The organism is Paracoccus aminovorans (assembly GCF_001546115.1).
Taxonomy (GTDB): Bacteria; Pseudomonadota; Alphaproteobacteria; order Rhodobacterales; family Rhodobacteraceae; genus Paracoccus; species Paracoccus aminovorans_B.
The window spans coordinates 1073129-1092475 of the sequence record NZ_KQ955208.1 but is presented as its reverse complement, the minus strand read 5'-3'; the positions used below and the strand labels follow the sequence as shown (position 1 = coordinate 1092475).

Genomic DNA, 19347 nt, shown 5'->3' with positions numbered 1-19347 from the left:
TGTCGCAATCGGCGCATTTTGCGCCGTTTCCTGGATTAGGATCGGCAGGAGACCCGCGCTTTGCGCGGCGAGGGGCTGACGCGCGCGGCCGGGCAGGCCACGCGCCGCAGACGATCATGGAGGAGAGATCGCATGAGCAGCAACAGAGGCGTGGTCTATATCGGCCCCGGCAAGGTCGAGGTGCAAGATATCGCCGACCCGAAACTGCAATCCCCCGACGGGCGCAAGATCGAGCATGGCGTGATCCTGAAGGTGGTCTCGACCAATATCTGCGGCTCGGACCAGCATATGGTGCGCGGCCGCACCACCGCCGAGCCCGGCCTGGTGCTGGGCCATGAGATCACCGGCGAGGTGATCGAGAAGGGCGCCGATGTCGAGATGCTGGAGATCGGCGACATCGTCTCGGTGCCGTTCAACGTCGCCTGCGGCCGCTGCCGCTGCTGCCGCGAGGGCGACACCGGCGTCTGCCTGACGGTGAACCCGTCGCGCGCCGGCGGTGCCTATGGCTATGTCGACATGGGCGGCTGGATCGGCGGGCAGGCGCGCTATGTCATGGTGCCCTATGCCGATTTCAACCTGCTGAAATTCCCGGATCGCGACCGGGCGATGTCGAAGATCCGCGACCTGACCATGCTGTCGGACATCCTGCCCACCGGCTTTCACGGCGCGGTCAAGGCCGGCGTCGGCGTGGGCTCGGTGGTCTATGTCGCGGGCGCCGGTCCCGTGGGCCTTGCCGCGGCGGCCTCGGCCCGCATCCTCGGCGCCGCGGTGGTGATGATCGGCGACTTCAACAAGGAGCGGCTGGAGCACGCCCGCAAGGTCGGCTTCGAGCCGGTGGACCTGTCGAAATCCGATCGCCTGGGCGACATGATCGCCGAGATCACCGGCACGCCCGAGGTCGATTCGGCCATCGACGCCGTGGGGTTCGAGGCGCGCGGCCATTCCGGCGGCGAGCAGCCGGCCATCGTGCTGAACCAGATGATGGAGATCACCCGCGCCGCCGGCCAGATCGGCATCCCCGGGCTTTACGTGACCGAGGATCCGGGCGCGGTCGACAATGCCGCCAAGCATGGCAGCCTGTCGATGCGCTTCGGCCTGGGCTGGGCCAAGGCGCAGTCGCTGCACACCGGCCAGACCCCGGTGCTGAAATACAACCGGCAACTGATGCAGGCGATCCTGCACGACCGCCTGCCCATCGCCGATATCGTCAATGCGACGATCATCCCGCTGGACCAGGCGGTGGCGGGCTATGAAAGCTTCGATGCCGGCGTGGCCAGGAAATACGTGCTGGACCCGCATGGCGGATTGGCGGCGTGACGCCGCATGGCGGGTCGGTGGCCTGAGATCCCGGGCCTGAAACGCAAAACTCCCCGCCGTGGCGGGGAGTTTTTCATGGCGCGTCCGGCTTGCGGCGGATCAGCTCTCGTCGACGATCTGGTTGCGCGCGGTGGCGCGCAGCGCGACCATCTGGCTGCGGATGGTCTGCTCGTCCACCTTGCCGGCCAGGTCGGCGCTGAGCTTGCGATAGACGTCCTCGTCGCCCGGCTCGTCGAAATCGGAACTGACGATGGTCAGCGCATAGGCGCGGGCGTCGTCGCCGGTCTTGCCCAGGAGGCCCGCCGCCCATTCGCCGAGCAGGCGGTTGCGGCGCGCCTCGGCCTTGAAGTTCAGTTCCTCGTCGCGGGCGAATTTCGCCTCTTGCGCGCGTTCGCGGTCGTCAAAGGTGGTCATGGCGGCCTCTGGTTGAATATTGATCCAGATATGAGCCCTAAAGCCCGCGCATCGCAAGCCCGTATTGCCCCTGACCCCGTTTCTGGCCTATAGCGCCATTAAAGAATGTCACCTTGCGGACGGGAGAAGCGCAGCATGGCACCAAGGCGCAAGAAAATCTACGAAGGCAAGGCCAAGATCCTTTACGAAGGCACCGAGCCGGGCACCCTGATCCAGTATTTCAAGGATGACGCCACCGCCTTCAACGCCCAGAAGAAGGCGACCATCGAAGGCAAGGGCGTGCTGAACAATCGCCTGTCCGAATTCTTCATGACCGGGCTGACCAATATCGGCGTGCCGAACCACTTCATCCGCCGCATCAACATGCGCGAGCAGCTGGTGCGCCAGGTCGAGATCATCCCGCTGGAAGTGATCGTGCGGAACTTCGCCGCCGGTTCCATCGCCAAGCGCCTGGGCATGGAGGAGGGCACGCCCCTGCCGCGCCCGATCGTCGAATACAGCTTCAAGAACGACGAGCTGGGCGACCCCTTCGTCTCCGAGGAATATATCATCGCCTTCGGCTGGGCCAGCCAGCAGGACCTGGACGACATCGTCAGCCTGGCGCTGCGGGTGAACGATTTCCTGTCGGGCGTGTTCTTCGGCGCCGGGATCAAGCTGATCGACTTCAAGATCGAGATCGGCCGGATCTGGGACGGCGATTTCATGCGCCTGATCGTCGCCGACGAGATCAGCCCGGACAGCTGCCGGCTGTGGGACGTCAAGACTGGCCAGAAGCTGGACAAGGACGTGTTCCGCCGCGATCTGGGCAACCTGACCGACGCCTATACCGAGGTGGCGCGCCGGCTGGGCCTGATGCCCGCCAACACCACCTCGCTGACCAAGCCCACGCTCATCAACTGAAGGACCGCCACCATGACCGCCCCGCTGAAAGCCCGTGTGACCATCATGCTGAAGGACGGCGTTCTGGACCCGCAGGGCGAGGCGATCCGGCACGCGCTGGGCGGCCTGGGCTTTGCCGGCGTCTCGGGCGTGCGGCAGGGCAAGGTGATCGAGCTCGACCTGGCCCCGGAACTTTCGGGGGGCGATGCCGAGGCTGCCCGCGCCGAGGTCGCGCGCATGTGCGAGGGGCTGCTCGCCAATACCGTGATCGAGAAATACGCGGTCGAGATCGTCTGATCCCTTCGGCGCCGGGGGCGCTGCCCCCGGACCCCCGGGATATTTTTCCACAAAAGAGAACAGGAGGGCGGTTCGGTGATCGACAAGCTTTCCATGTTCATGGCGCTGGCGCGCGAGAAGCATTTCGGCCGCGCCGCCGAATCGCTGGGCATCACCCAGCCGACGCTGTCCTCGGCCATGCGGGCGCTGGAAGAGCAGCTGGGCGTGCAGCTGGTGCGGCGCGGCTCGCGTTTCCAGGGGCTGACGCCCGAGGGCGAGCGGGTGCTGGGCTGGGCGCGGCGCATCGTCGGCGATGCCCGTGCCATGCAGGCCGAGATGCAGGCCAGCCGCAAGGGCGTCTCTGGGCGGCTGCGCATCGGGGTGATCCCGACCGCCATGCCGCGCATCGCCGAGTTGACCGGGCCGTTCCTGAAGCGCCATCCCAGCGCCGGGGTCTCGATCCTGTCGCGCAGCTCGGACGAGATCCGCGACCAGATCGAGTCGCTGGAGCTGGACGCGGGCGTGACCTATCTGGACAGCGAGCCGCTGGGCCGGGTGCAGAGCCTACCCCTGTATCGCGAGACCTATTGCCTGATCGACCGCAGCACCGCCGCCGGCCCCGCCGAATGGTCCGAGGCCGCGACCCGGCCCTTGTGCCTGCTGACCCCGGACATGCAGAACCGTCGCATCGTCACCCGGCACCTGCTGGAGGCGGGGGCGGATGCCATGCCGCGGGTCGAATCGACCTCGATGCTGGCGATTCTCGCGCATGTCGCGACCGGCGACTGGGCGGCGATCCTGCCGCGGGCGCTGGCGCGCGGCCTGCCGCTGCCCGAGGGGGTGGTGGCGCGCGACCTTGACGGCCAGGGCCATATGGTCGGGCTGGTCGTTGCCCGGCGCGAACCGCATCCGCCCTTGGTCGAAGCCTTGCTGCGGCTGGTCGGGCGCCAGCAGGGCGGGGCGGATATCCTGCCTGTCGATTGAAGTTTTCAATCAATAAACGGCACATCACGATTGTTATGCCTATCGTGGACGCCTAATCTGGGCTAAATGTATGAGCCCGGATCGACCTAGCCATGACCTCGCCAGCCAGTGACGCTGACTTCCTTTTGCGCCTTGACGCCATCATCGCCGCCCATGCCGGCCGCGAGGGGCCCCTGCTGCCCATTCTGCACGATATCCAGGCGGAATGGGGCTATGTGCCCGAAGAGGCGCAGCCGGTGATCGCCGGGGCGCTGGGCATGACCCGGGCCGAGGTCTATGGCGTCGTCAGCTTCTACCACGATTTCCGCGATCATCCCTCGGGGCGGCATGTGCTGCGGCTGTGCCGGGCCGAGGCCTGCCAGTCCATGGGCGCGGACGAGTTGGCCGACCGGGTGCGCGCCGCACTGGGCATCGACTTTCACCAGACCACGCCGGACGGCCGGCTGACGCTGGAGCCGGTGTTCTGCCTGGGGCTTTGCGCCTGCGGGCCCTCGGCGCAGATGGGCGAGCGGCTGCTGGGCCGGGCCACGGTCGAGAAGGTGCAGCGACTGGTTGCCGAAGCGGGAATGGGAGCGGGCGCATGAGGATCTGGGTTCCTTTGGACGCGGCCGCCAAGGCCTTGGGCGCCGATGAGGTGGCCGCCGCGCTGGCCGCGGATTTCACCGTCACCCGCAACGGCACCCGGGGCATGATCTGGCTGGAGCCGCTGGTCGAGGTCGAGCGCGACGGCGTGCGCTACGGCTATGGCCCGGTCGAGGCGGGCGACGTGCCCGGGCTGGTCGAGGCGCTGCGCAGCGGCGCCGCGCATCCGCTGGCCCTGGGGCCGGTCGAGGAACTGCCCTGGATGAAGGCGCAGCAGCGACTGGTCTTTGCCCGCGTCGGCGTCATCGATCCGTTCTCGGTCGAGGAATATCAGGCGCATGGCGGGCTGGAGGGCCTGCGCCGCGCCGTCGAGATCGGGCCCGAGGCCATTGTCGCCGACGTGACCGAATCCGGTCTGCGCGGCCGCGGCGGCGCCGGTTTCCCGACCGGCATCAAGTGGAAGACCGTGGCCGGCGCGCAGGCGCCGCGCAAATACATCGTCTGCAACGCGGACGAGGGCGACTCGGGCAGTTTCGCCGACCGCATGCTGATGGAGGGCGATCCGCTGGTGCTGATCGAGGGCATGGCCATCGCCGGCATCGCCGTCGGCGCCGTCCAGGGCTATGTCTATATCCGCAGCGAATATCCCGACGCGATCCGCAACATGGAGGCCGCGATCGGCAAGGCCCGCCAGGCCGGCATCCTGGGCCAGTCGGTGCTGGGGTCGGGCCACGTCTATGACATGGAAGTGCGCACCGGTGCCGGCGCCTATGTCTGCGGCGAGGAGACCAGCCTGCTGAACAGCCTGGAAGGCAAGCGCGGCGTGGTGCGGGCCAAGCCGCCGATCCCGGCGCTGGAGGGTTTCCTGGGCCGGCCGACGGTGGTCAACAACGTCATCTCGCTGGCCTCGGTGCCGTGGATCCTGGCGCATGGCGGCGCGGAATACGCCAAGCTGGGCATCGGGCGGTCCAAGGGCACGATCCCGATCCAGATCGCCGGCAACGTGAAATACGGCGGGCTGTTCGAGGCCGCCTTCGGCATGACGCTGGGCCATATCATCAACGAGATCGGCGGCGGCACCGCCTCGGGCCGGCCGGTCAAGGCGGCGCAGGTCGGCGGGCCGCTGGGCGCCTATGTGCCGCACTGGAATTTCGACGTGCCCTTCGGCTATGAGGAACTGGGCGCCAAGGATGCGCTGCTGGGCCATGCCGGCATCAGCGTCTTTGACGATACCGCCGACATGCTCAAGCTGGCGCGCTTCGCCATGGAGTTCTGCGCCGTCGAAAGCTGCGGCAAGTGCACGCCCTGCCGCATCGGTTCGATCCGCGGCGTCGAAACCATCGACCGCATCGCCCAGGGCGACCAGGACGGCATTCCGATCCTGAAGGACCTGTGCAACACGATGAAATGGGGCTCGCTCTGCGCGCTGGGGGGCTTTGCGCCCTTCCCGGTGATGTCGGCCCTGACCCATTTCCCTGACGATTTCAGCGGACGGGGCGCACCCCGACCCGCCAACACCTACCGGGAGGCCGCAGAATGAAAGACTTCATCATTCCCGACCGCGACATGGGCACGCCGGCGGTCAAGTCGGATGTCATCGTCAACCTGACCGTCGACGGCATTCCCGTCAGCGTTCCCGCCGGCACCAGCGTCATGCGCGCCGCCGCCGTGGCGGGGATCTCGGTGCCGAAGCTCTGCGCCACCGACCACCTGACCGCCTTCGGCTCGTGCCGGCTCTGCGTGGTGCAGATCGACGGCATGCGCGGCACGCCCGCCTCCTGCACGACGCCGGTGGGCGAAGGCATGGTCGTCCATACCCAGACCGACGAGATCGCGCAGATCCGCAAGGGGGTGATGGAGCTCTACATCTCCGACCACCCGCTCGACTGCCTGACCTGCGCCGCCAACGGCGACTGCGAATTGCAGGACATGGCCGGCGCCGTCGGGCTGCGCGAGGTGCGCTATGAGCCGGGGCAGAACCATTTCGCCAGGCGCGACGCCGAGGGGCCGAACCCGGAATGGCGGCCCAAGGACCAGTCGAACCCCTATTTCACCTTCGACCCGGCGAAATGCATCGTCTGCAACCGCTGCGTCCGCGCCTGCGAGGAAGTGCAGGGCACCTTCGCGCTGACCATCGAAAGCCGCGGCTTCGACAGCCGCGTCTCGGCCGGGATGGCCTCGGACAGCTTCCTGTCGTCGGATTGCGTCAGCTGCGGCGCCTGCGTGCAGGTCTGCCCGACCGCGACGCTGATCGAGAACAAGGTGATCGAGATCGGCACGCCCGAGCATGTCGTCAAGACCACCTGCGCCTATTGCGGCGTCGGCTGTTCCTTCGACGTGCATATGCGCGGCGAGGAGGTGGTGCGCATGGTGCCCTCCAAGGAGGGCAAGGCGAACCACGGCCACAGCTGCGTCAAGGGCCGCTTTGCCTGGGGCTATGCCACGCATAAGGAACGCAAGCTGGAGCCGATGATCCGCGAGAAGATCACCGATCCCTGGCGGGTGGTGAGCTGGGACGAGGCGCTGGATTTCGCGACCGGCCGGCTGCGCGCGGCGCAGGCCGATCACGGCGTCAATTCCATCGGCGTCATCACCTCGTCGCGCTGCACCAACGAGGAAACCTATCTGGTGCAGAAGCTGGCGCGCGCCGTCTTCCGCAACAACAACACCGACACCTGCGCCCGGGTCTGCCATTCGCCGACCGGCTATGGGCTGAAGACCGCCTTCGGCACCTCGGCCGGCACGCATGACTTCGATTCGGTCGATGAAACCGACCTGGCGCTGGTCATCGGCTGCAACCCGACCGACGCGCATCCGGTCTTTGGCTCGCGCATGCGCAAGCGGCTGCGCGAGGGCGCCTCGCTGATCGTCATCGACCCGCGCGAGATCGACCTGCTGAAGACCCCGCATATGGGCCAGGGGCTGCACCTGCCGCTGCGCCCGGGCACCAACGTCGCCGTGGTCACCGCGCTGGCGCATGTGATCGTGGCCGAGCGGCTTTATGACGAGGCCTTCATCCGCGAGCGCTGCGACTGGGACGAATTCCTGGACTATGCCGAATTCGTGCTGGACCCCAAGCACGCCCCGGAAGAGGTCGAGAAGCTCAGCAAGGTTCCGGCCGAGCTGATCCGCCAGGCCGCCCGCGCCTATGCCAGGGCGCCGCGCGCCAGCATCTATTACGGCCTGGGCGTGACCGAGCATTCGCAGGGCTCGACCACGGTCATGGCCATCGCCAACCTGGCGATGATGTGCGGCAATATCGGCAAGCCCGGCACCGGCGTGAACCCGCTGCGCGGCCAGAACAACGTGCAGGGCTCCTGCGACATGGGCTCGTTCCCGAACGAATACCCGGGCTACCGCCATGTCTCGGACCCCGAGACCAGGGCGATCTATGAACGCGCCTGGGGCGTCGAGCTGTCGCCGGAACCGGGCCTGCGCATCCCGAACATGTTCGACGAGGCGCTGGCCGGCCGCTTCCGTGGTCTCTACTGCCAGGGCGAGGACATTGTGCAGTCGGACCCCGACACCCGCCATGTCACCAGCGCGCTGTCCGCGATGGACATCGTCATCGTCCACGACCTGTTCCTGAACGAGACCTCGAACTATGCCCATGTCTTCCTGCCGGGCTCGTCCTTCCTGGAAAAGGACGGCACCTTCACCAATGCGGAACGCCGCATCAACCTGGTGAACCGGGCGATGACGCCGAAGAACGGCTATGAGGACTGGGAAATCACCCAGATGCTGGCGAACCGGATGGGCGGCAACTGGACCTATACCCACCCGCGCGAGATCATGGCGGAAATCGCCCTGACCACGCCCAGCTTCGCCGGCGTCTCGTTCGAGCTGCTGGAACGCGAGGGCTCGGTGCAATGGCCCTGCAACGAGGCCGCGCCGCTGGGCACGCCGGTCATGCATATCGACGGCTTCGTGCGCGGCAAGGGCAAGTTCATCCACACCGAATATGTCGCGACCGAGGAACGCACCGGCGCCCGCTTCCCGCTGCTGCTGACCACCGGGCGGATCCTGTCGCAATACAACGTCGGCGCCCAGACCCGGCGCACCGACAACGTCGCCTGGCACCCCGAGGATATCCTGGAGATCCATCCCTCGGACGCCGAGAACCGGGGCGTGCGCGAGGGCGACTGGGTGCGGGTAGCCTCGCGCTCGGGCGACACGACGCTGCGCGCGCATATCACCGATCGCGTGGCGCCGGGGGTGGTCTATACCACCTTCCACCACCCGACGACCCAGGCGAACGTGGTCACGACGGACAATTCCGACTGGGCCACCAACTGCCCCGAGTTCAAGGTGACGGCGGTGCAGGTCAGCCCCTCGAACGGCCCGTCGGATTGGCAAGAGGAGTATCAGGCCCATTCCGAACTGTCGCGCCGCATCCTGCCCACCGCAGCCGAGTGACATGCGCGACGTGACGGGCGTCATGCGCTGGGACGGCACGGGCTGGCGCCACGCCGCCCCGCCGCCCGCGCCGCAAGAGGTGCCGGTGGCCCTGGTCATCGACGGCATGAGCCAGGCGGTGCTGATGGCGACGCCGCGCGACCTGCGCGATTTTGCCGTGGGCTTCGCGCTGACCGAGGGGCTGATCGCCAGCCCCGCCGATGTGCAGGATTTCGAAGAGGCCGAGGTCGAGGCCGGCGGCTTCCCCGCCCGCGAGGCGCGGCTGTGGCTGCGCCCCGGCCTGGCGGCGGGTCTGGCCGAGCGCCGGCGCAGCATGGTCGGGCCGGTCGGCTGCGGGCTGTGCGGCGTCGACAGCATTGCCGCGGCGCTGCCGAAGATGGTGCCGGTCGCCTCGGCCTGGCGCATGCCGCCGCAGGACGTGGCCCGCGCCATGGCGGCGCTGGATGCGGGGCAGGTCCTGCGCCGCGACACGCCGGCGATCCATGGCGCCGCCTTCTGGAACGGCCGCACCGCCCTGGTGCGCGAGGACGTCGGCCGGCACAATGCGCTGGACAAGCTGGCCGGCGCGCTGGCGCGGGCCGGAACCGACGCCGGGCAGGGCGCCATCGTCATGTCCTCGCGCCTGTCGGTGGATCTGGTGCAAAAGGCCGCGCGGCTGGGCGCCCCGGTGCTGATCGGCGCCTCGGCCCCGACCGGGCTGGCACTGGACTGGGCCGCAAGCGCCGGCATCACCCTGATCGCCCGCGCCCGCGGCGCGAGCTTCGACCTTTACACCCACCCCGACCGCATTGCCGGAGCCTGAGCCTTGCACTACGACACGATGAAGCTGATCCACATGGCCAAGCAGATGGCGGATTTCTTCCGCAGCCAGCCTGGCCGGCCGCCGGCCGAGGCGGTCGCCGCCCATATCAACGACAACTGGTCGCCGCAGCTGCGCCAGGACTTCGTGGCGCTGATCAACCAGGGCGCCGAGGCCGATCCCATCGTGCGCGAGGCCGCGGCCTTCGTCCGCGTGAGCGCCGCGGCCTGACCTTGCCGGCCCGCTGCGGCGCCTGTAAGCCCGCGGCAGGTTTCCCGAGGAGCGCGACATGTCCGCAGACGTGCCTGACCGGAGCGGCGGGGGCATGGCGCTCTTCGCCAATACCGGCTTTCTGTTCACCGACCTGCCCTTCGCGCAGCGCATCGAGGCCGCCGCCGCCGCCGGCTTCGACGGGGTCGAGTTCCACGACGAATTGCAGCGCGAGGACGCGCCCGCCGTCGCCGCGCTGCTGGCCCGCCTGGGGTTGCGCATGGGCGGGATCAACGCGCATATGGGCGAGACGGCCGGCCGCGCCGCGCTGCCGGGGCAAGAGGCCGGCTTCATGGCCGATCTCGCCGCCGCCCATGCCGCCGCCGCATGCGTCGGCGCGCCGGCGATCCATGTGCTGGCGGGCAAGGGCGCGACCGATGCCGCGACCTATCGCGCCAACCTGCGCCGGGCCATCGACGCCACCGACCGGCTGATCCTGATCGAGCCGCTCTGCCCGCAGGCGATGCCGGGCTATCACCTGTCGCGGCTCGCCGACGCACTGGAGCTGGCCGAGGCGATCGGCCCGCGCCTGCGGGTGATGTTCGACTGGTTCCACGTCGCGACCGAGCTTGGCGCCCCCGCTGCGGCCAAGGCGCTGCTGCGCCACAGGCCGCTGATCGGCCATGTCCAGGCCGCCTCGGTCCCCGCCCGCGCCGAGCCGGCGCCCGAGATCCTGCGCCGGTTCCGCGATGCCGGCTGCCCGGCGGTCGGGCTGGAGTATCGCCCGACGCAGCCACCGGCGGCGCATCTGTACTCGCTGCGCGCGGCCCTGGCCGAGGGATAGGACCCCGGGCGCGGCGTGATCGGCCGCCGCGCCGGTCCCCGGATATTTGCGGGCGTGAAAACGCGGACCTGTCCTGCGCCGCGGTGAGGCACGCCTTCCCAACCCCCGGTTTCGCCAGCGGCGCACATCTGCGGGATCGGGGTCCAATGCAAGCCTTGGCTCCAAGCTGACCTGAGGCCCGCAGATGAGCCTGGCCCGACGCCGGAGACCGCGGCGCGTGCCGTCCAAGCTGAAAGGCCGGCTGCGACAACTCGCCAGCAGCCCGCCCGGCCTCGGCTCTCGTCGAGGCCATGGAGAAACTGTCCCGCAAGCTCAGCGCTGGACGCCGAGCGCATGAAGCTCGAAGCCGAGGGCCGGCATCTGGCACCAGACTCTGCTGGTGCGGCGGCTGGTGGGGCGCTGTGATGCCCGACAACCTGCCCAACTCACGCGCACCCGGCTGGACGATCTCGCGGCTATGACGCGGGAGCACAACGCCCATAGCGCGGCCATGCTGGGGCGCTATGACGACAGCCTGCCTGACTCGCCCAGCGGGTCGAGTGAATCGAGCGCCGGCTGGACCTGATCGACTAGCCTGCGCCCAACGCCACAGCAGCCCCGGCCGAAAGACGGGGCGGTTGCGTCCTGCGCTGTTCACCGAGGCCGTCGACCCATGGCCTTGGCAACCCAAAGAAAACAGGCGCGGTTTCCCGCGCCTGTTCAGCCCTGTTTTGACCGTAAGCCTCAGTTCTGCTCCATCAGATCGGTGATCCGGCGCACGGCCACGCGGCGGTTGTCGCGCTCGGCGCCTTCGCTGGGCACCAGCAGGAACTGCTCGCCATAGCCCTGGACCACCATGTTCTCGGGCGGCACCTGGAAATATTCCGTCAGCGCCAGCGCCACCGATTCCGCGCGCCGGTCCGACAACGCCAGGTTGGCGGCGTCCGAGCCGACGGCGTCGGTATAGCCTTCGATCATGTAGATCTCGGCCGGGTTCTGGTCGACGCTGTCGCGGATCACCTTGCCCAAGGTGGCCAGCTGCTGCGCCTGGTCGGGCGTGATCGCAGAGGAGCCGGTCTCGAAGGTGATCTCGGGCACGTTCACCGGGGCGACCAGCGCGCGCACCTCGGGGATGTCGCGGATCTGGCCCAGGGTGAAGCGGCGGTCGACATTGGCCTCGCGGCGCAGCGCCTCGCGCAGCGCGGCCTCGTCCAGCGGGCCGCGGCTGATCTCGACCGGCGGCGGCGCCGGCAGGGTCGAGATCCGCACCGGTTCCGCCGCGGTATCGTCGATCAGCCGGGTCTCGCTGCCGTCGGCGCGCACCAGCGTGCGGCGCAGGATGTTCATGTTCGCATCGCGGATGGTGACGACGCGGCTGCCGTCCTCGCGCACGACCGTGGTCCGGGTCGAGCCGTCGTCGAAGGTCTCGGTCCGCACGTTCGAGCCGGGCTGGTAGAGCAGCGCATTGTCGTCCTTGATCACCTGCTGACTGCCGTCGGGCAGGGTCACGACGACGCGGTCGCCGGTGTTCAGCGCCACCTGGCGGTCGTTCGACAGCATCTTGCCGACCGCGAAGCCGGCGGCGCCGGCCAGCAGCAGCTTGCCGATGTCCTTGAGGTTGTCGTCGTCGTCATCATCGTCGCGCCGGGCCTCGCTGCGCTGGTCCTCGCGCTGTTGGTCGCCGTTCAGGCCCTGGATGATCGCGTTCTCGAAATCCTGGTCCGAGCGGCGGGCGTTGTCCTTGGTGATCTGCACCTCGTCCACCTGACCCTGCTGCTGCTGCTCCTGCGCCCCGGCGGCGGCGAGCGCCGCGGCGGCGACCGGCGGCGGATTCTCGGCGGCGCGCTTGGCGACCTCGTTCGGGGTCACCCGGGCCTCGGGCGCCTGGACCTCGCCAGGTTGCGGCTGGCCGGGTTGGCCCTGCTGGTCCTGTTGCTGGCCGCTTGCTTGATCCTGCTGCTGCTCTTGCAGGCGCCGGGCGAGTTCGGCCGCACCGGGAGCCGCGGGCGTGTCCTGGCCGGCCTGCTGCGGGTCGTCCTGCCGGCGCTGCTGCTGGTCGCTGGCCTGCTCCTGGCGCGGCTGATCCTCGCCGGTCTGCTGCTGACCGTCCTGCCGGCGCTGCTGCTCGCCATCGGCCTGCTGGCGGCGCGGTTCGGGCTTTTGCGCGGCCTCGCCGGGTTGGGGCTGGCCGGGAGCGGGCTGGTCCTGGTCGCGCGCTTCCAGCCGTTCCTTCAACGCCGCCGCGTCAGGCATGTCCTTGGACTCGGCCGCCGGTTGCCGGGCCTGGACCGAGGGCTGGTCGCGTTGCGGCTCGTCCGGTTTGCGGTCGGGGGCGGGGTCGGCGGTGGTCACGGACTTGGCACTGTCGGGCTTGGTCGCGGGTTGCTTCTGGGCGTCCTCGCGCAATTGCTCGGCGCGGCCGGCGGCCTGATCGGCATCGGCCGGCTTGGCTCGGGGCGTCTCGGCCTCGACCACCGGCGGTTTCGGAGCGGGTTCCTGCGCCTGAGTCACGGCGGGCTTCTCCTCAGGCGCCCGGGCCGGTTCGGCGGCCTGCTGCTGCTTGGCCTGCGGGGCGTCCTGCCCTGCGGCGGGCTTTCCAGGCTGCGGCTCTTCCTGCCGGGGCTGGACCTGCCGGCGCGGCTCCTGCTGCTGCTCGGCCTGGGCGGGTTCTTGCTGCTGCGGCTGCTCCTTGGCCTGCCGCTCGGCGCGGGGCTTTTGCTGGGGCTGCTGGTTTTGCTGCTGTTGTTCGGGCTTTTGCGCCTGGCCTTCCTCGGACTGGTTTTTCTTCTGCTTGGGCAGGATCAGTTGCTGGCCGTCCTGCGCTTGCTGGTCCTGGGCCAGGGCAAGCTGCGGGGTGATGATGGACAGGCAAGCCACAAGCGCGGTTGTGGTCTTGAAGATGCGGCGCATGTCGGTCCCTTCCGAATGTCGCGTGATGATCGGAAAAACCCCGGCGAAATGCCGAGGTTCCCCCACAAGCACGTGATCGCAGGCGGTGCGCATCGGCCGGCGGATTGCCGCCGTCCGGACGCTGGTGGGATCTAACCCAGCAGGGCCAGCCGGCCGCCGGACATGCGCTGCACGCGCCCGGCCAGTTCCAGCGCCAGGATCGCCGGGGCAATGACCGCTGCCGGGACGCCCAGGTCGCGGATCAGCAGGTTTTCCTCGGTCGGGCTGGGGCCGAGCTTGGCCAGGATCCGCGCCTCGAGATTGACCGGGCCGCCCTGCGCCTGGCGGGTTTCGGGGCCGGGCCGGCGGCGCAGCCCGTGGCCCATCTCGGCCAGCCGGCGGGCCACGGCGGCGGGTTGCAGGGTCCGGGCCATGCCGGGACGGGCGGGCTCGGCCACCGGGGGCGCCGGTTGCGGCAGCCGGGCGGGCGCGGCCGTCTCGACCGGGGTGCCGTTCGATTGCAGGGCCGCCAGCACATCGGCCGAATTGCGCACCAGCGTCGCGCCGTCGCGGATCAGGCTGTTGCAGCCGCTGGCGCGGGCATCCATCGGATGGCCGGGAACCGCCATCACCTCGCGCCCCTGGTCCAGCGCGCAACGCGCGGTGATCAGGCTGCCCGAGCGATGCGCCGCCTCGACCACCACCACGGCGCGCGACAGGCCCGAGATGATGCGGTTGCGGGCCGGGAAGTGCCGCGCCACCGGCTCGACCCCTGGGGGCTGCTCGGTCATCAACAGGCCGGTGTCGCAGATCGATTCGGCCAGGGCGGCGTTCTCTGCCGGATAGATCATGTCGATGCCGCCGGCCATCACGGCGATGGTGCCGCCATGCAGAGATGCCTCATGCGCGACGGTGTCGATGCCGCGCGCCAGGCCCGCGACCACCGCAGCGCCGGTCTGCGACAGGCCCAGCGCCATGCCGCGCGCCATGCGCAGCCCCAGCGACGAGGCGTTGCGCGCCCCGATCACCGCCACCGGCAGCCGGTCCAGCACCGCAAGATCGCCGCGCAGCCACAGCGCCGCCGGCGCCTCGGCCACCTCGCGCAGCAGGGCCGGATAGGCGGGGTCGTCCCAGGTCAGCAGCCGGGCACCGGCGCGGCGACCGGCCTCGAGCTCGGCATGGACCACGGCCAGCGGGCAGGGGGCGTAATCCTCGATCCCGGCGGCGCGGGCGATCGCGGGCAGGGCGGCCAGCGCCGCCTCGGCGCTGCCATGTTCGGCAAGCAACCGGTGGAATGTCGCCGGTCCGACCCGGCGCGAGCGGATGAGTCGCAGGCAGGCGATCCCGTCCCCCATCGGTGTGAGCGAGGTGTGGTGGGGTTCGAAAGGAAGCGGTCTTGCCATCATCATTGCCTTTGCCTCATCCGCAGGACGAGTCATGCCATGGCAATGGTTAAGAATGCGTTAGCCGCGAAAAGATTCCGCCAACCCCTTGAATTTGCCGGAAATCAGGCCGCCGAGCCGCCGATGGTCAGCCCGCCGATGCGCAGGGTGGGCAGGCCGACGCCGACCGGAACCCATTGTCCCTGCTTGCCGCAGTTGCCGATTCCCGGGTCCAGCGACAGGTCGTTGCCGATGGCGCGGATCTGTTGCAGCGCGGTGGCGCCGTCGCCGATCAGCGTCGCGCCGCGGATCGGGTCGCCGACCTGGCCGTTCTTCACGCGATAGGCCTCGGTGCAGGAGAACACGAACTTGCCGTTCGTGATATCGACCTGGCCGCCGCCGAAACCCACGGCATAGATGCCGTCTTCCAGCCCGGCGAGGATTGCGGCCGGATCCTCGGACCCCGCCAGCATGAAGGTATTGGTCATGCGCGGCATCGGCGCATGGGCATAGCTTTGCCGGCGGCCGTTGCCGGTCGGCGCGACCCCCATCAGCCGGGCGTTCTGGCGGTCCTGCATATAGCCGGTCAGCACGCCGTCCTCGATCAGCACGTTGCGGGCCGGCGCCGTGCCCTCATCATCGACCGAGATCGAGCCGCGCCGGTCGGGGATGGTGCCGTCATCGACCACGGTGACGCCGGGCGCGGCCACGCGGCTGCCCAGCAGCCCGGCAAAGGCGGAATGGCCCTTGCGGTTGAAGTCGCCTTCCAGCCCATGGCCCACCGCCTCGTGCAGCAGGATCCCCGGCCAGCCCGGGCCCAGCACCACGTCCATGACGCCGGCAGGGGCGGGGACCGAGCGCAGGTTGACCAGGGCGATGCGCAGCGCCTCGCGCACCTGGGCCTGCCAGTGCTCGGGCGCGATCAGCCCGTCCAGCGCCACGCGGCCGCCGCCGCCGGCATTGCCCGATTCGCGGCGGCTGTTCGATTCCACGATGACCGAGACGTTGATGCGCGCCATCGGCCGGATGTCGGTCGAAAGCCCGCCTTCGGGGCGCAGGATCGCCACCTCCTGCACCGAGGTCGAGATGCTGGCCGAGACCTGCACCACCCGCGGGTCGAGGTCGCGGGCGAAGGCGTCGATCTCGCGCAAGAGCGCGACGCGGGCGCCGAAGGGCACCGATTCCGCCGGGTCGATCGCGGCGTAAAGCGGGCGGATCTCGGCCACGGGCGGCAGGGCCAGCGTGCCGCCGCCGTCGCCGACGGCCAGCCGCACGGTTTCCGCCGCCTTGCGCAAGGCTGTTTCGCCGATCTCGGTGGAATGGGCATAGCCGGTCACGTCGCCGCGCACTGCGCGCAGGCCGAAGCCCTGCTCGGCGTCATAGCTTGCCGTGCGCAGCCGGCCGTCGTCGAAGACCAGCGCCTCCGAGCGGGAGCGTTCCAGATACAGCTCGCCATCATCCGCCCCTGCAAGCGCCGATTGCAGGACACGCAGCGCGCGATCCTGGTCGAGATGGGTTTGAAACGGGGAAAAGGCTGCGTCCGGCATGTCATCGCTCCTGACCTGGAAGCCTCGACTAGGGGTTTTTTGGTCGTAAGTCGATAGCTATGGCTTGCCCGTAGGGGTAAGATATGGTTCTGGTTCAGGACCGAATGCCGGCAGCCCGAGGAGACAGGGCCCTGCCGGCGGCATGATAGGCAACGGGATGGGAAGATGGCAATTGCGACGATGCGCCGCGGGGTAATGGCGGCTACGGGTCTTGGTTTTGCTGGGCTGACGGCCGTGCCGGCGCTGGCGCAGGACGTGCTGGGCGACCTGCCCGTGATCGGCAAGCCGCACAATGGCGGCATGGGCTTCCAGCCCGCGTCGAGCCCGCTGGCGCATGACCAGCAGTGGCTGGATCATTTCGTGCTCTACATCATCACGGCGGTGACGATCTTCGTCTGCCTGCTGCTGCTGATCTGCATCGTCCGCTTCAACCGCCGCGTGAACCCCGTCCCGGCGCGCTTTACCCACAACACTCCGGTCGAGGTGGTCTGGACGCTGGTACCGGTGCTGATCCTGGTTTCCATCGGCGCCTTCTCGCTGCCGGCGCTGTTCCGCAGCCAGGAAATGCCGAACGACCCGGACCTGGTCATCAAGGCCATCGGTCACCAGTGGTACTGGTCCTATGAATATCCGAACGACGCCATCGCCTTCGACGCGCTGCTGCTGGAGAAGGACGCCCTGGCCGACGCCGGCTACAGCGAGGACGAATACCTGCTCGCCACCGACAACCCGGTCGTGGTGCCGGTCGGCAAGAAGGTGCTGGTGCAGGTCACCGCGACCGACGTGATCCACAGCTGGACCGTGCCGGCCTTTGCCGTGAAACAGGACGCCGTGCCGGGCCGTATCGCGCAGCTGTGGTTCGAGGTCGACAAGGAAGGCGTCTATTTCGGCCAGTGCTCGGAGCTTTGCGGCATCAACCACGCCTATATGCCCATCGTGGTCAAGGCCGTCAGCCAAGAGAAATACGACGCCTGGCTGGCCGGCGCGAAGGAGGAGTTCGCCGCCGACGCCTCGGATTACCTGCCCGCCAGCCCGGTCAAGCTGGCCTCGGCCGAGTAAGGGCCGTGACCGACATCAACGCATATGAGGGGCCCGCCGAGGCGGGCTTCGGCGATTACGTCGCGCTGCTGAAGCCGCGGGTCATGTCGCTGGTGGTGTTCACCGCCTTCGTCGGCCTGTGGATCGCGCCGCTGCCGGTGAACCCCTTCGTGGCCTTCTGCGCGGTGCTGTTCATCGCGCTGGGCGGCGGGGCCTCGGGCGCGCTGAACATGTGGTACGACGCCGATATCGACGCGGTGATGAAGCGAACGGCCGGCCGGCCGGTGCCCTCGGGGCGCGTCGCCTCGGGCGAGGCGCTGGGTCTGGGCATCGCGCTGTCCGGCCTGTCGGTGATGATGCTGGGCCTGGCGGCGAACTGGTTCGCGGCGGGCTTCCTGGCCTTCACCATCTTCTTCTATGCCGTGGTCTACACGATTTGGCTGAAGCGCTCGACGCCGCAGAACATCGTCATCGGCGGCGCGGCCGGGGCCTTCCCGCCGATGATCGGCTGGGCCTGCGCCACCGGCGGCATCGGCATCGAATCGCTCTTGATGTTCGCACTGATCTTCTTCTGGACGCCGCCGCATTTCTGGGCGCTGGCGCTGTTCATGAAGGACGACTATTCCAAGGCCGGCGTGCCGATGCTGACCGTGACGCATGGCCGCAAGGTCACGCGCCGGCACATCTTCATCTATACGCTGGTGCTGGCGCCCTTCGCGCTCTGGCTGGGCTTCACCTCGGTCGGCGGGCCGCTGTATCTCGCGGTCTCGGCGGTGCTGAACGGGCTCTTCATCGCCGGCGGCTGGCAGATCCTGCGCCGGGACGAGGAACAGGCCCAAGCCGACGGCTACCGCGTCGAGAAGCGCTATTTCCGGCTGTCGCTCTATTACCTGTTCCTGCATTTCCTGGCGCTGCTGGTTCAGCACGGGATCGGAGGATGGTGATGGCGCTGCATGTCGAACATGAGCTGCACAAGCGCCGGCGCTCGCGCAACATCGGCCTCGCGGTGGTGTTGGCGGCCTTCGTGGCGCTGGTCTTCGGCCTCTCGGTGGTCAAGATCACCCAGGGCGACATGATGCAGGGCTATGACCACCGGCCGCAGGCCTCGATGTTGCCGAAGGACCCGAACCCGCCGGCGGCCAATCCGGCCCCGGTCGCGGCGCCCGGCACGCCCGGCGCCGAGCAGGGGGCAGAGCCATGACCGAGCAACGCTCGAACGGGCGCACCGTGCTGAAGCTGGTTTCCGTGGTCCTGGTCATGGGCGCGCTCAGCTGGGCGGCGGTGCCGTTCTATTCCTGGTTCTGCCGCGTCACCGGCTTTGCCGGCACCACCAATGTCGCGACCGCGACCTCGGACACCGTGCTGGATGAAAAGGTCCGCGTGCGCTTCGATTCCAACGTCGATCCGGACATGGGCTGGACCTTCCGCCCGCTGCAGCGCGAAATGGAGCTGCGCATCGGCGAGAACGCCATCGCCTTCTACGAGGCGGTCAACACCACCGACCAGCCGATCACCGGCACGGCGAGCTATAACGTCGCCCCCGATGCCGCCGGCTATTTCTTCAACAAGATCGAGTGCTTCTGCTTTACCGAGCAGACCCTGCAACCCGGTGAGCGGGTCGAGATGCCGGTCAGCTTCTATGTCGATCCCGAGATCGTCACCGACCGCGACGCCGGGCGCATCCGCGACATCACCCTGTCCTATACCTTCCACCGGACCGAGCCGCCGGCGCCCCAGCAGGCGGCGCTGGACGCCGGAAACCGACCGACCGTAAACTGAGCAACAAGAACC

The 19347-nt window shown here is 68.8% G+C and carries 18 protein-coding genes; 14 read left to right on the top strand and 4 right to left on the bottom strand.

The window, feature by feature from the left end:
* The first annotated feature begins 132 nt into the window (after window positions 1–132).
* On the top strand, window positions 133–1317 hold the full coding sequence (gene fdhA, locus ASV56_RS05665; RefSeq protein ID WP_062561142.1) for a formaldehyde dehydrogenase, glutathione-independent: 1185 nt from the start codon (window positions 133–135) through the stop codon (window positions 1315–1317).
* A 99-nt stretch (window positions 1318–1416) separates the two neighbouring features.
* On the opposite strand, the gene ASV56_RS05660 is transcribed toward fdhA, so the two are convergent.
* A complete protein-coding gene (locus tag ASV56_RS05660) occupies window positions 1417–1731 on the bottom strand; it encodes a DUF1476 domain-containing protein (protein ID WP_017999788.1) in 315 nt (104 codons plus the stop codon).
* Window positions 1732–1866: 135 nt separating this feature from the next.
* Between ASV56_RS05660 and purC the strand changes: the two genes are divergently transcribed.
* The 9 genes from purC to ASV56_RS05615 all read left to right on the top strand — a co-directional run bounded on the left by purC (window position 1867) and on the right by ASV56_RS05615 (window position 10721).
* On the top strand, window positions 1867–2631 hold the full coding sequence (purC, locus tag ASV56_RS05655) for a phosphoribosylaminoimidazolesuccinocarboxamide synthase (RefSeq protein ID WP_017999789.1): 765 nt from the start codon (window positions 1867–1869) through the stop codon (window positions 2629–2631).
* A 24-nt stretch (window positions 2632–2655) separates the two neighbouring features.
* The gene (gene purS, locus ASV56_RS05650; RefSeq protein ID WP_062562247.1) at window positions 2656–2907 is read left to right on the top strand and encodes a phosphoribosylformylglycinamidine synthase subunit PurS; all 252 of its coding nucleotides are present in this window, start codon (window positions 2656–2658) and stop codon (window positions 2905–2907) included.
* A 75-nt stretch (window positions 2908–2982) separates the two neighbouring features.
* Window positions 2983–3870 (top strand): LysR family transcriptional regulator, encoded by an 888-nt coding sequence (locus ASV56_RS05645; RefSeq protein ID WP_062561141.1) that lies wholly within the window; start codon window positions 2983–2985, stop codon window positions 3868–3870.
* Between the two features lie 92 nt (window positions 3871–3962).
* Entirely contained in the window at window positions 3963–4454 is a 492-nt protein-coding gene (locus ASV56_RS05640) for a formate dehydrogenase subunit gamma (RefSeq protein WP_062561140.1), read from the top strand.
* Window positions 4451–5992, top strand: a complete 1542-nt coding sequence (locus ASV56_RS05635; RefSeq protein ID WP_062561139.1) for a formate dehydrogenase beta subunit — start codon at window positions 4451–4453, stop codon at window positions 5990–5992. Before ASV56_RS05640 ends, ASV56_RS05635 begins: the two co-directional genes overlap by 4 nt.
* Window positions 5989–8868 (top strand): formate dehydrogenase subunit alpha, encoded by a 2880-nt coding sequence (gene fdhF, locus ASV56_RS05630; protein ID WP_062561138.1) that lies wholly within the window; start codon window positions 5989–5991, stop codon window positions 8866–8868. The genes ASV56_RS05635 and fdhF overlap by 4 nt, the downstream gene beginning before the upstream one ends.
* 1 nt (window position 8869) lies before the next feature.
* Window positions 8870–9670: a formate dehydrogenase accessory sulfurtransferase FdhD gene (fdhD, locus tag ASV56_RS05625; RefSeq protein ID WP_062561137.1), complete on the top strand. Its 801-nt coding sequence runs from the start codon at window positions 8870–8872 to the stop codon at window positions 9668–9670.
* A gap of 3 nt (window positions 9671–9673) precedes the next feature.
* Window positions 9674–9898: a formate dehydrogenase subunit delta gene (locus ASV56_RS05620; RefSeq protein ID WP_253879882.1), complete on the top strand. Its 225-nt coding sequence runs from the start codon at window positions 9674–9676 to the stop codon at window positions 9896–9898.
* A gap of 58 nt (window positions 9899–9956) precedes the next feature.
* Window positions 9957–10721: a TIM barrel protein gene (locus ASV56_RS05615; protein WP_253879880.1), complete on the top strand. Its 765-nt coding sequence runs from the start codon at window positions 9957–9959 to the stop codon at window positions 10719–10721.
* A 723-nt stretch (window positions 10722–11444) separates the two neighbouring features.
* On the opposite strand, the gene ASV56_RS05610 is transcribed toward ASV56_RS05615, so the two are convergent.
* From ASV56_RS05610 to tldD, 3 genes are all read right to left on the bottom strand, one after another.
* Window positions 11445–13610, bottom strand: coding sequence for an OmpA family protein (locus ASV56_RS05610; protein ID WP_062562246.1), 2166 nt, complete (start codon window positions 13608–13610; stop codon window positions 11445–11447).
* Between the two features lie 131 nt (window positions 13611–13741).
* Window positions 13742–14992 carry a DNA-processing protein DprA gene (gene dprA, locus ASV56_RS05605; protein WP_437435910.1) on the bottom strand — a complete coding sequence of 417 codons (1251 nt, stop codon included), beginning with the start codon at window positions 14990–14992 and terminating at the stop codon, window positions 13742–13744.
* Between the two features lie 104 nt (window positions 14993–15096).
* A complete protein-coding gene (gene tldD, locus ASV56_RS05600; RefSeq protein ID WP_062561134.1) occupies window positions 15097–16518 on the bottom strand; it encodes a metalloprotease TldD in 1422 nt (473 codons plus the stop codon).
* 165 nt (window positions 16519–16683) lie between these two features.
* Between tldD and coxB the strand changes: the two genes are divergently transcribed.
* From coxB to ASV56_RS05580, 4 genes are read left to right on the top strand one after another with little or no spacing between them, the layout of a single operon-like run.
* Entirely contained in the window at window positions 16684–17577 is an 894-nt protein-coding gene (gene coxB / locus ASV56_RS05595; protein WP_062561133.1) for a cytochrome c oxidase subunit II, read from the top strand.
* 5 nt (window positions 17578–17582) lie between these two features.
* The gene (gene cyoE / locus ASV56_RS05590) at window positions 17583–18500 is read left to right on the top strand and encodes a heme o synthase (RefSeq protein WP_017999802.1); all 918 of its coding nucleotides are present in this window, start codon (window positions 17583–17585) and stop codon (window positions 18498–18500) included.
* On the top strand, window positions 18500–18757 hold the full coding sequence (locus ASV56_RS05585) for a hypothetical protein (RefSeq protein ID WP_062561132.1): 258 nt from the start codon (window positions 18500–18502) through the stop codon (window positions 18755–18757). The genes cyoE and ASV56_RS05585 overlap by 1 nt, the downstream gene beginning before the upstream one ends.
* Entirely contained in the window at window positions 18754–19335 is a 582-nt protein-coding gene (locus tag ASV56_RS05580; RefSeq protein WP_062561131.1) for a cytochrome c oxidase assembly protein, read from the top strand. The genes ASV56_RS05585 and ASV56_RS05580 overlap by 4 nt, the downstream gene beginning before the upstream one ends.
* Window positions 19336–19347: the final 12 nt, after the last annotated feature.